This window comes from Ruminococcoides intestinale (assembly GCF_040095935.1).
GTDB classification, from domain to species: Bacteria; Bacillota; Clostridia; order Oscillospirales; family Acutalibacteraceae; genus Ruminococcoides; species Ruminococcoides intestinale.
This window is the reverse complement of the sequence record NZ_JBBMFQ010000001.1, coordinates 497,098-509,456: the sequence shown is the minus strand read 5'-3', so window position 1 is coordinate 509,456 and position 12,359 is coordinate 497,098. Positions and strand designations below refer to the sequence as shown.

At 44.2% G+C, this 12,359-nt stretch carries 10 protein-coding genes; all 10 read right to left on the bottom strand.

All coding sequences use genetic code 11. The features are described 5' to 3' along the window. Positions 1-402 carry a Mini-ribonuclease 3 gene (locus tag WMO31_RS02460; protein WP_015523726.1) on the bottom strand — a complete coding sequence of 134 codons (402 nt, stop codon included), beginning with the start codon at positions 400-402 and terminating at the stop codon, positions 1-3. Positions 403-424: 22 nt separating this feature from the next. Beyond that, positions 425-1,696 carry a GTPase ObgE gene (gene obgE, locus WMO31_RS02455; RefSeq protein WP_021884034.1) on the bottom strand — a complete coding sequence of 424 codons (1,272 nt, stop codon included), beginning with the start codon at positions 1,694-1,696 and terminating at the stop codon, positions 425-427. A 134-nt stretch (positions 1,697-1,830) separates the two neighbouring features. Next, on the bottom strand, positions 1,831-2,115 hold the full coding sequence (gene rpmA / locus WMO31_RS02450; protein ID WP_015523724.1) for a 50S ribosomal protein L27: 285 nt from the start codon (positions 2,113-2,115) through the stop codon (positions 1,831-1,833). A 4-nt stretch (positions 2,116-2,119) separates the two neighbouring features. Next, positions 2,120-2,437, bottom strand: a complete 318-nt coding sequence (locus WMO31_RS02445) for a ribosomal-processing cysteine protease Prp (protein WP_015523723.1) — start codon at positions 2,435-2,437, stop codon at positions 2,120-2,122. 2 nt (positions 2,438-2,439) lie between these two features. Continuing rightward, entirely contained in the window at positions 2,440-2,748 is a 309-nt protein-coding gene (rplU, locus tag WMO31_RS02440) for a 50S ribosomal protein L21 (RefSeq protein ID WP_021884035.1), read from the bottom strand. A gap of 135 nt (positions 2,749-2,883) precedes the next feature. Continuing rightward, positions 2,884-3,735 carry a bifunctional methylenetetrahydrofolate dehydrogenase/methenyltetrahydrofolate cyclohydrolase FolD gene (gene folD / locus WMO31_RS02435; RefSeq protein ID WP_021884036.1) on the bottom strand — a complete coding sequence of 284 codons (852 nt, stop codon included), beginning with the start codon at positions 3,733-3,735 and terminating at the stop codon, positions 2,884-2,886. Beyond that, positions 3,668-4,543, bottom strand: a complete 876-nt coding sequence (gene lgt / locus WMO31_RS02430) for a prolipoprotein diacylglyceryl transferase (RefSeq protein WP_117847366.1) — start codon at positions 4,541-4,543, stop codon at positions 3,668-3,670. The genes folD and lgt overlap by 68 nt, the downstream gene beginning before the upstream one ends. A 2-nt stretch (positions 4,544-4,545) precedes the next feature. Then, positions 4,546-5,823: an EF-P 5-aminopentanol modification-associated protein YfmH gene (gene yfmH / locus WMO31_RS02425; protein ID WP_117970302.1), complete on the bottom strand. Its 1,278-nt coding sequence runs from the start codon at positions 5,821-5,823 to the stop codon at positions 4,546-4,548. A 14-nt stretch (positions 5,824-5,837) separates the two neighbouring features. Then, the gene (gene yfmF / locus WMO31_RS02420; protein ID WP_303675329.1) at positions 5,838-7,103 is read right to left on the bottom strand and encodes an EF-P 5-aminopentanol modification-associated protein YfmF; all 1,266 of its coding nucleotides are present in this window, start codon (positions 7,101-7,103) and stop codon (positions 5,838-5,840) included. A gap of 395 nt (positions 7,104-7,498) precedes the next feature. After that, positions 7,499-12,337: an InlB B-repeat-containing protein gene (locus WMO31_RS02415; RefSeq protein WP_367999136.1), complete on the bottom strand. Its 4,839-nt coding sequence runs from the start codon at positions 12,335-12,337 to the stop codon at positions 7,499-7,501. Positions 12,338-12,359: the final 22 nt, after the last annotated feature.

The window sequence follows — 12,359 nt, the reverse complement described above, 5'->3', positions numbered from 1 at the left end:
TCACTCCCCGAAACGAGTATGTATAATTATTTCAAAAAGCTGATTTATTCTGTCAAATTCTTTATTAATCTGCAAGTATCCGAAAAGTGCTTCAAGTCCCGTTGCACTGTGATAATCGGCAACAGAACCGTTTTTTGGAGTACATTTCGGTGCGGCATTTCTGCCTCGCTTATAAACGGCAAGCTCCTTTTCGGTTAGAGTCGGCATAAGAATTTTTGCAAATTCAGCCTGACTTTTGCAGTTTACAAGCGAAACCTTTATTTTATTGAGTTCTCCGACACTGCGGTTAGCCTTGCGAACAAGGTATTCACGCACAAGCAGGTCATAGACGCCGTCACCCACAAAGGCAAGTGTAAGCGGAGAAATTTCATCGGCTAATGAATGAACAGATGTATTTTCCATATTAACTCCGTATCACGCAATATTAATCCATAAAGTCAAATTCAAGCTCATAAATTGAAACCGTGTCGCCGTCCGAACAGCCTTTTTTTCGGAGTGCGTCAATTACACCGCCGTTTATGAGAACTTTCTGGAAATAGTTAAGGCTTTCGTAATCGTCAAAATTGATACCCTTCATAACCTGCAACAGCCAGTCAGCCTCAACGGTATAGATTCCGTTCACATTCTTGATTATAACAGAATGGTCATCAAAATCATCAACGGTCACAATCGGAGCAGGCTCTGCCTCATAGTGAGTGATTGGAGGTAGTTTTGAAAGCATTTCCTGAATCTTTTTGAGGAGCGGATCAACATCATAGCGGATTGCCGCCATAATCGGGAAGAAATCATAACCTTGATCTTCGACAAACTTCTTGAAGTCTGCAATTTGCTCATCGGTTGCCATATCGCACTTGTTGCCTGCAACAACCATCGGACGCTCTGCAAGCTCGGGATTGAACTTTGCAAGCTCATTGTTGATTGTTATGAAATCCTCTTTCGGATCTCTGCCCTCACTGCCCGAAACATCGACAATGTGAACGAGCATACGGCAACGCTCAACATGGCGGAGGAACTGATGTCCAAGACCTGTACCCTGCCATGCACCCTCGATAAGTCCGGGAATATCAGCCATAACAAATGACGAGCCCTCGCCCATTGACACAACTCCGAGAACGGGAGTGATTGTTGTGAAGTGGTAGTTCGCAATCTCAGGCTTTGCCTGTGAAACTACGGAAACAAGGGTACTTTTTCCGACATTTGGGAAACCTACAAGACCTACATCGGCAAGAAGCTTGAGTTCAAGAACAACATCAAACTCTTCCCCCGGAAGTCCCGGTTTTGCAAAACGGGGAACCTGACGGACAGGAGTTGCAAAATGTGGATTGCCCCAACCGCCTTTACCGCCTTTTGCAACGATATAAGGTTCATCACCCGAAACATCGGCAAGGATTCTTCCGCTGTTCTCCTCTTTTACAACAGTTCCGACAGGAACACGGATAACAAGGTCTTCGGCATTTTTACCACGGCATCTGCCGCCTCTGCCGTTTTCGCCCTTTTTTGCGGCATATTTTCTTTTATAACGGAAATCGGCAAGTGTTGAAAGGTTGGAATCGGCAACAAAAACAATGTTACCGCCTCTGCCGCCGTCACCGCCGTCGGGACCGCCTGCCGCTACATATTTTTCACGGTGAAACGAAACGGCACCGTCACCGCCGTCTCCTGCTTTTATTTTAATTTTCGCTGTATCTACAAACATATTTTTCTCCGTAACAGTTTTGCTGTTTAATTATCAGTACAAATGTAAAGAATCTCAGACCTGTTTGTTATTAGTATAAACAGAAATGTAAAAAATAAGGGTGGATATAAAATCCACCCTCATAAATTTTGAGATTACTGCTCAACAGGATAAACGCTTGCACGCTTTCTGTCTTTGCCGACACGCTCAAATCTTACAACACCGTCAATCTTTGCGAACAGTGTATCGTCAGAGCCTTTGCCTACATTTTCACCAGGGTGAATATGTGTGCCTCTCTGCTTTACAAGGATGTTGCCTGCGAGAACCTTCTGACCGTCTGCACGCTTAACGCCAAGACGCTTTGATTCACTGTCACGGCCGTTCTTTGTAGAACCCATACCTTTTTTATGAGCGAATAACTGAATGTTTATTTTAAGCATTACCTTACACCTCCGAAAATTTAACTTTAATAAAATTTTTGTATTGCTCCGAAAGAGCAGTTAAGTGAAGCTTTAAGCCTGAGAGTATATCACAAGCCTTTAAAGCGTCATTCGGTGACATTCTTACTTTCATAAGACCGTCATCCTCGGTAACCTGTGCATTAATATGCAAAATCTCGGTGACAGTGTTTGCAGTCATATATGCGGCAGAACTGATTGCCGCACATACAATATCGCTGCCCTCTTCGGCAAAGTCGGAGTGCCCCGATATTTCAAAACCGCAAATTATATCATCTGATTTAAAAAATGTTACCGTAGTCATTTTTAGGCTTCGATTGAAGTAATCTTAACCTGTGTGTAAGGCTGTCTGTGACCTTTTGCTCTCTTTTCGCCCTTCTTAGGCTTGTAAGTGCAAACTCTGATTTTTTTGCCTTTACCGTTCTTTACAACTTCACCTGTAACCTTAGCACCCTCAACGAGCGGTGTGCCAACCTTGATGCCGTCGTCTGTGCCGACTGCCACAACATCAAATGTTACTGTGTCGTTTGCTTCTGCGTCAAGCTTCTCGATGAAAATAACCTCATCGTTAGTTACCTTGTACTGCTTGCCGCCTGTCTGAATAACTGCGTACATTTTAGTACCATCCTTTACATTGGGCTCGCTATGTGCAGGTGGAACGAATCACTTAAAACCCACAATATGCGGCTTATATACTATACCACAAAGAAAACTTTCTGTCAACAATTTTCCCGATATTTTTTGAGTATATCAAATGTTATTCTGTATTTTGCAAGCCTTGAGAGTATTTTTCATAAGAGTTGAAATTGTCATAGGACCTACACCGCCCGGTACGGGTGTGATAAACGAGCATTTATCCTTGACATTTTCAAAATCAACATCACCGCAGAGTTTGCCGTTTTCATCCCTGTCCATACCGACATCAATCACAACCGCACCCTCTTTTACCATATCGGCAGTAACAAACTTCGGTCTGCCGACTGCGGCTACGAGTATATCTGCCTGTGAACAGATTTCAGCAAGATTCTTTGTTCTGCTGTGACAGATTGTTACCGTGCCGTTTTCGTGGAGCAAAAGCATTGCCATAGGCTTGCCTACGATATTACTTCTGCCGATTACAACGCAGTTTTTACCGCTTACTTCAATGTTGTAGGAATGGAGCATCTCCATTACGCCTGCAGGCGTGCATGGAAGAAAATCATACTCGCCGAGCATAATTTTGCCGACATTTACGGCATGGAATGCGTCAACATCTTTAAGCGGGCTGATTGCCTCAATAACAGCCTTGTCATCAAGGTGTTTCGGCAACGGAAGCTGAACAAGAATACCGTTGATATCCTTCTTATTGTTGAGAGTTTCAACAAGGTTTAAAAGTTCTTCCTGTGTTGTTTCGGCAGGAAGTGCATACTCCTCAGACTTAAAGCCTACAAATTCACAAGCCTTTTTCTTGTTGTTTACATATACTCTTGATGCCGGATCGTCACCTACGATTACTACCGCAAGACCGGGGGTTATTTTGTGAGTTTCCTTTAACTCAAGCGTCTGCCTCTTTACCTCTTCCTTTACCTGTGCCGATACCTTTTTTCCGTCGATAATCTGCATAGAAAGAATCCTCCTTTTTTCTGTTTATAATTAAGAATACAATACCTGTTATAAAAATTACTGCCGAAAGAACCTGTGACACCCTTATGTCTGCTCCGAAAATTTGGAACGGAAGATAAAGGCTGTCTGTTCTCAGTCCTTCAACAACTGTTCTTTCAAATCCGTACCACACAAGGTACATAAAGAAAATCTGTCCCGAATATTTCTGCTTATATTTTCCGTAGAAATGGAGAAGTACAAATCCGAGCAGACACCACATTGATTCATAGAAAAAACACGGATGAACTCCTATGTTGTCTGTCCCCTCGCTCATCATTCTCCAGGGCAAATCCGTAGGAGAGCCGTATGCCTCCTGATTCATAAAATTGCCCCATCTGCCTATTCCCTGTCCGATAAGGAAACCGACCATTGCGATGTCAAGAACAGGCATGATTTCCATTTTCTGTATTTTGGCAACAGTCAGACCGCCGAGCAACGCACCGATAATTCCGCCGTAAATAGCAAGTCCGCCGTTGTTGATATAGAGAATTTCAATCGGGTTCTGTCCGTAATAATCCCATTTGAAGAAACAGAAGTACAGTCTTGCACCGATAATTCCCGTTATCATTCCTGCAAAAACACAGTTGACAAGCTTTGAACCGTCAACCTTGTAACGGGGAGCGCTTTTCCACGCATAAAGTACGGCAAGCAAAAGTCCGCAGGCGATGATTATTCCGTACCAATAGACCTTGTAATCACCGATTGAAAATGCAATCGGGTTAATATCAAATTCCCAGCCAAATCCGGGAAACTGCACATGATACGGCATAATTACACCTCATCAGGCTGTTTTACAACAGACAAAGTACAGTTGTCAACATCGAGCATCTCGGCAAGCCTTGCGTTGATATCCTCAAGCTTTGCATTTGCAACAGCATCAATGTAGGCAAAAATTTCGTTACCCTGCATTGCGTAGTCGATGATTGAATTTGAAATTGCGCTTACTGAGTTGAGCGATGAAACCGAATCACCGTAAACAGATTTTCTTGCAATTTCAAAGTCCTCTTTGTCAATACCGTTTTTCTTAATATCCGAGATATACTGCTTAATCATCTCAGCAGCCTGTTTCGGCGCTCTTGATTCACCGCCGAAGATTACCGAGCAATAACCCGGACCTTCAAAGAGTTCATAAGAAAAGCTTGAATTGATGAGGTTTGAATCCATAAGATTTCTGTAGAGCATGCTCGTGTTTGATGCAAGTGCCGAAAGAAGAATATCTGTGCATGCAAGCTGCTTTTCGTTAAGAGGCTTGTCTGCTTTCTCTTTGAAGCCGAGATTGAACAAAGGCATTGAAACAGGGAAAGTCTGCTCAACATAAGGTTCTTTGATTTCATAAGGCTCTGTTTCAAAATAGTTTTTGATTTCCTTTTTCTCACAAGGCTTGAGCATTTTGTCGGCAACTTTAAGCACACCGTCAACCGTTACATTACCCGCAACGCAGAGAATCATATTATTGAGGTTGTAGAACACATTGTAAACTTCATAAAGCTTTTCGGCTGTAATTTCTGCAATTGTTTCAACTGTACCTGCAATATCAATTTTTACAGGGTGATTGCGGTACATACCCTCAAGCATATTGAACATTACCCGCCAATCGGGAGAGTCGTCGTACATTTTGATTTCCTGACCGATAATGCCCTGTTCCTTTGCAACTGTCTGAGCCGTAAAGTAGGGATCCTGAACAAAATCGAGAAGAATTTCAAGACTTTCATCAAACTTGTCCGTACATGAGAAAAGATAGCAGGTTTTTTCAAAGCTTGTATATGCGTTTGCATTTGCACCTGTTTTTGCGTATCTTACAAACGCATCGCCTTCTTCACTTTCAAAAAGCTTGTGTTCAAGGTAATGGGCGATACCGTCGGGAACTGTAATTATATCACCGCCGTTAACGGAAAACTTTGTGTTGATACTGCCGTAGCGTGTGCCGAAAATTGCATATGAAGAAGTGTAACCCTCTTTTGGATAAACAAAAATTGTAAGTCCCGATGGATGTTCAACTTTATAATAGCTGTCGCCTGCAATTTCCGATTTGATTTCTGTAATATTCATTCTGTCCGCCTCCCTTACTTATTTTTGAGAACATAAACCGTATCGAGCAAGAGCTTGTTTGCGGCATTTACAATCTGCTCTTTTGTAACGGCATTAACCTCAGCGGAAACTTCTTCAACAGTTTCAAGGTCACCGTTAAAAATTCTCCCTGTGTACCAGTTTTCAATACCGCTTACGCTGTCGCTGCTTGACTTGAATGAATTAACAACAGCAAGCTTTGTTGCCTCAATTTCAAAATCTGTAATTTCACCGTTCTTCATGTCCTCAATTTCTTTGAGAATAGCTTTTTCGGCTTTTTCAAGATTTTCGCCCTCAACACCGCTGTTGATATACATTATACCCTTGATTGAATCATAGGAGGACGAGCAGTAATAGCAAAGGCTCTGCTTTTCACGAACATTGTTAAAGAGTTTTGAGCTTGCAGTACCGCCGAGAACAGCACACATAAGTCTTTCGGCAACCGCCTCTTCATCACCTGCGGAAATCTGTGTTCTGAATCCCATGACAAGTTTTGACTGTGAGAGCTCCATTTCCTCTGTAATATGTTTTTCTTTTAAAACATTCTTAACAACATCAGTAGACGAAGTCACAACATTTCTTTCGATATTTGCAAAGGCTTTCGCAAAAACCTCCTTCGCCTTATCGGCAGGGCTGTCGCCTATATAGAGAATCTCAAATTTTGCGGTTTTGAGAAGATTCTGCCATGCCTTGCAGAGTGATTCGGCAGTTGCGCCCTTGATTTTTTCGGCTGTGCCGTAACGCTTAATTCCGAAAACCTCATCCTTGCACATATGCTTTATAAGCTGTCCCATTGCATAGATTCGCTTTTCGTTGAATTCCGAATCAATCACATCAAGAAGTTGTCTGCGTTCCTGTTCAAGTTCACTTTCAATAAAAGCGTTGTTCTTGACATTAGGCTCAAAAATTACGCTGCACAAAAGCTCCGAAAGTTCTTTGGCAATGCTGACATCATCAAGAGAATATCTGTCATCAAGACCTGATACGGAAATTTTAATTACCTGGCTTTCACCGTGTTTTGAAAGCGATGAAGTGAGGTCTGCACCGTAAAGTGAGCTGAGTTTTTTGCTGAGAACAGTAAAATCGGGATATTTTTTGCATGAACGAACAAGCAATCCGCCCACAAGCGCATTCTCCGACGCTGTTTCGACAGAAAGCGGAACAACAATATTCACGCTGATTTTCATAGTTTTAAAACGGCTGTCCTTAATGTTTGTAAAGTAAACACCGTTTGCAATTTCATTTCTGTTGATGAAATTCATTTAATCAACTCCGTTTTCAGATTATCAGTCATATTGTATCACATTTTGATTTATTATAAAAGAGATATAAGAAAAAATCACAAAAGTGCAATAGCAATTTGAAACAATTTTACTTTTTCGTGCAAGGCTATCGACATATTTTCCGAATTTTACCTGCATAAGAATCTGTTAAGTTTATTGCTTTTAATTGTATCATAAATAAAAACAAATGCAACTATACGAACTTATTGACATTAAATTCCGGATTTTGCATTTATTCTTTGTCTTTGCTTATCGTATGATGACCGAGAAAGTGCCTGTTTTTCAAAAGCAGTCATTCTGAAAGAAATACGGCACAGCGGTTTCTATACCTACTGTGCCGTATTCACTATATTTCCATAACAGAGCGTAAAATATTACTTATCTTTAATTTTGGCAGAATGTTTTTTACTCTTACCGAATGCCGTTACTCCTTTCATAACGCCGCCGCTGATAATCAGCAACGCAATCCACAAAATAAGGTTGCTGTTGTCGCCTGTCTGAGGGGACTTTGAATCATCAGGCAATTTAGCCGTTACGGTGTCAGCCTTTTTGATTTCTTCGGTTGGCACATCTTCATGAGCAGAGATTGCCTTTTCGCAGTAATCACAGATATGGTCTTTATCTGCGTCATTATGCAGACATACATACCCACATTCTCGGCACACACCGTCTTTCCACTTATGTGCTTCACTTGCCACAATCACAGCACCACAGCAGTTCCATTTTTGTTCGTGAACAAAAGCGGTTCTTGTCGTCCACTCCTGTACACCGCCCTCGTGGTTTGTTCCGTCAAATTCTCCGTAGGGTTTACCGCAGACATCACATACCGCCTTTTCGGTACAGGTGGCATTGCCGCCTGAGCAATTTTCGGTTTCAAACGCATCGCATCCGTCCACGATACATTTTCGGGTATGCTTACCGTCATTGTCAGACACCCATTCGCCAAAGGTATGACCGTTGTTGACTGTTACGGTCATCTCTGCATTATTGCCCGCTTTGTCGGTGACAACTATCTTTTGCTCACCGTTTGTCGGTGGGAGAACAAAACCTCCGTCTGCATCAAGTGTAACCGCCGTACCGTTTACGGTAACGGTATCAACATACTTCTCATCGACAGTAACGGTTTGTACCTCACAATAGGTCTTGCCGTTCTCAATACCGCTGATTACAGGCTGAATATTATCAAGCGTTATACGGTCGGAGCGAAGGTATGTTATGTTAATATTTTCATCAACAAGCATTACATAAATAATATATTCTCCGTTGGGGTCTATGCAAAACGGTTCTTCATACGCACGGAATACAAGAGAGTTCAGTTCAGCCTCGGAGAGCTCCTTATCTGTTACCAAATAGGATACAAACACAACTCCGCTGTTATCTACGGCATTTATAGTTACCTCCTGTGTATCCTTAAAGAATATGCCAAAGGTAAGCTCGTTTAAGAATTCATTCCATTTATTCGTGCCTATGATAATTTCGCCCGTCGGTTTTTCGGTATCTTTCCACCGTGCCGTGATTGTAATGTTTTCGGCAGGCATGGTTTCGGGGATTTCCTTATCCCAGCCCTTAAAACTATAACCTTTTCTTGTAGGTTTGTCAGGGGCGGTAATCTGCGTGCCATAGTCCTGCGTGATGGGTGCAATCTCACTTCCGCCGTTGGTATCAAAGGCTATTGTGTACTGATTGATTTCCCATTGTGCTTTAACCGTTATATTCTCCGCCGGCATGGTTTTGGGGATTTCCTTATCCCACCCCTTAAAGGTATAACCTTTTCTTGTCGGATTATCAGGGGCGGTAATTTCCGTACCGTAGTCCTGTGTAATGGGTGCAATCTCACTTCCGCCGTTGGTATCAAAGGTTATTGTGTACTGATTGATTTCCCATTGTGCTTTAACCGTTATATTCTCCGCAGGCATGGTTTCGGGGATTTCCTTATCCCACCCCTTAAAGGTATAACCTTTTCTTGTTGGTTTATCAGGGGCGGTAATTTCCGTACCGTAGTCCTGTGTAATTGGTGCAATCTCACTTCCGCCGTTGGTATCAAAGGTTATTGTATACTGATTGATTTCCCATTGTGCTTTAACCGTTATATTCTCCGCAGGCATGGTTTCGGGGATTTCCTTATCCCAACCCTTAAAGGTATAACCTTTTCTTGTAGGATTGTCAGGGGCGGTAATTTCCGCACCGTAGTCCTGTGTAATTGGTGCAATATCACTTCCGCCGTTGGTATCAAAGGTTATTGTGTACTGATTGATTTCCCATTGTGCTTTAACCGTTATATTCTCCGCCGGCATGGTTTTGGGGATTTCCTTATCCCAGCCCTTAAAGGTATAACCTTTTCTTGTCGGGTTGTCAGGGGCGGTAATTTCTGTACCGTAATCCTGTGTAATTGGTGCAATCTCACTTCCGCCGTTGGTATCAAAGGCTATTGTATACTGATTGATTTCCCATTGTGCTTTAACAGTTATATTCTCCGCCGGCATGGTTTCGGGGATTTCCTTATCCCAACCCTTAAAGGTATAACCTTTTCTTGTCGGGTTGTCAGGGGCGGTAATTTCCGTACCGTAATCCTGTGTAATGGGTGCAATCTCACTTCCGCCGTTGGTATCAAAGGTTATTGTGTACTGATTAATTTCCCATTGTGCTTTAACCGTCATATTCTCCGCAGGCATGGTTTTGGGGATTTCCTTATCCCAACCCTTAAAGGTATAACCTTTTCTTGTCGGGTTGTCAGGGGCGGTAATTTCCGTACCGTAATCCTGAGTAATGGGTGCAATCTCACTTCCGCCGTTGGTATCAAAGGTTATTGTGTACTGATTGATTTCCCATTGTGCTTTAACCGTTATATTCTCCGCCGGCATGGTTTTGGGGATTTCCTTATCCCAGCCCTTAAAGGTATAACCCTCTCTTGTCAGGGTCGGAGCGGTAATCGGTGTGCCGTAATCCTGCGTTATGGTAATATCCGCTTTGCCGTTTTCGGGCTTGACTGTGACGGTATATTGATTGATTTCCCACTTCGCCCAATACTCTTTATTACCTGTTTCTGCACCGCCGATTGCCGTAACAGGAGAGCCGGTCAGATTTTCGTTGTCATACCAGCCCTTGAACGTGTGGCCTGTATAGGTCATATCGTCCGCCGCCGGGAGTGTTGCACCCACGCCGTAGGTGTATCCGGTGACATTGCCGTTGTTGATCGTGCCGCCGTTCGTATTCAAGGTTACGGCGTAGGTCGGTGCTGTCCACTGCACCGTCAGTTCCGTCACATCAGCAGGAACACTGCCGCCGGGTTCGTAGGAATTGCCATTGCCGTCAAGCCACATAAAATAATTATCGGTATCTCCGTCCGGGCGGGTCAGACCATCGGATGCGGGAGCGGTAAATGTACTGCCGTTTTTCACGATGATTTGAATATCCTCGGAGCTATTACCCAGCGTTCCGCCGCCAAGGTCAAGGGTAACGACCTTCAGTCCGTCAGAGCCCAGTGTATCAGGGTTCAGGACTTCAAGGACGGGGCGGAAGCCGAAGGTCGAGTAAGAAGTATTGTAGCTGGTCCAGAAACGGGCCGAACGTTTCCACCCGCGAACCGCACGGAACGACGCCGAAATTCTTATAGTAGTATCTTGTCCACACGAAAGCATCTCCCTCCAGTTTTTGATATATCCGTCGTCCTTATCCAGTATCTTATCCCATTCGTTGCTTTTGGGCGTGCCGCGTTCTGAATCACCTGAGCCTGTATAACTACTTCCCACAGACGGCGCACGCAGCGTATAGTCCACGCCGCCTGCGGCATAGTCCTTGCCGAAAATCAGACCTGCGGTATTCAGGTTATCCCAGCTTACCGTATGCGTTACGGCATAGTCCGCCACAAACAGGCTGTGAGCGTATTTATTCTTCTGAGCATACTCCTCGGTGGTTGCCGTTTCCGATGTGAGCCTATAAGCGTTGACCGTACCCACATAGGTAAAAGGCACATAATGCAGGGTGCTGTCCGGTAGATTGCTGTTCACCGTGCCGGGAATATCCATTGCCGAAAGGTCAAAATAGTATCTGCCGCCAGGGGCGAGGGTAAACTGTTCGTCAGGCTGACTTTCCACCGTCAGCGTGACATCCGCAAAAGCACTTGCAAGGTCGGTCTTGCAGTCACCGTTATACTGCTCGCTGAATACCTTCATGGTATAGTCGCCCGGTGCAATGTCAGACGGGATTTTGATTTCAACCCTTCCGCTTTTGGCAGTAGGTTGTGCTACTCTGCCGTAATACTGTGCGCCGTTGTTATCCGCCAGGATGACAGAGATATATTCATTTTTCCCTGTGGTCGCCCCTTTGTAATTCAGCGTAACGGTATCGTCGGGGGCGGCGCTGACAGTTTTTTCCGTCACGGCAAAATTGCGTCTACTATCTAAAAGCGTCAGCTTCCACTCGTTTCCGCTGTATTCGGGAATCGGGGTCAGCCCTCCGTCAGGCTTTCCGCCCACAGCGGCAGATGCAAAAAGGACAGAGTTCATATTTAATTTAAAAGCGGGACGAACAGTCCGATGATTATTGAAAATGAGGATAGTGTGCCCAGAGTATTGGACAGAACCATCACTAGTCACGACGGCGAGATGATATTTATTGGAGCCGGGGGAGCGCAGCCACCAAGCGGTTGTCACCCAATTCGGATGTGCAGGCTCCAAGGCACGCAGATCGTTGTTTACCGCAAACGCTTCCGCTGTGGAAAGCGGCCAGAATACAGCGTTATCCACCTGCCCTCCCGCTACACAGTCGGTATTCTCTCCGTCGTAACTTCCGCTTGTAAGCGCCCGTTTCTTTACGGCAGCATTTTCTTCTGTCGTCAGCTTTTCCGCAAGCGCATCTATCGCGGTTTTCAAATTACTCGGTGCGTATTCGTTGTTTAATATGGTATCGACAAATGGTATAACTCCCATAGCGCCTGCCGCAAGCAGGGTAATATCCCCCTGTGAGCTTGTAACACCGCTTCCGTCATAGCCGATAACTCGCCATGCAGCGGGATTATTTTCATGGTTTTGCCCGAAATACACAGTCGGTGCGGTCGCTGTGTTTACATTTTTACTTAACACACTTAGTGCATCTGCACCAAGCTTTATCGCAGCAGAGCCCCCTGCCCCAACCTCCTCGGCGAATACGCTTATCGGCGTAAAGCAGAGCGTCATGCATAAAGTCAGCAGGATACTAAGTATTCGTTTTTTCATTTTTCGCCACCTCCGTTATATA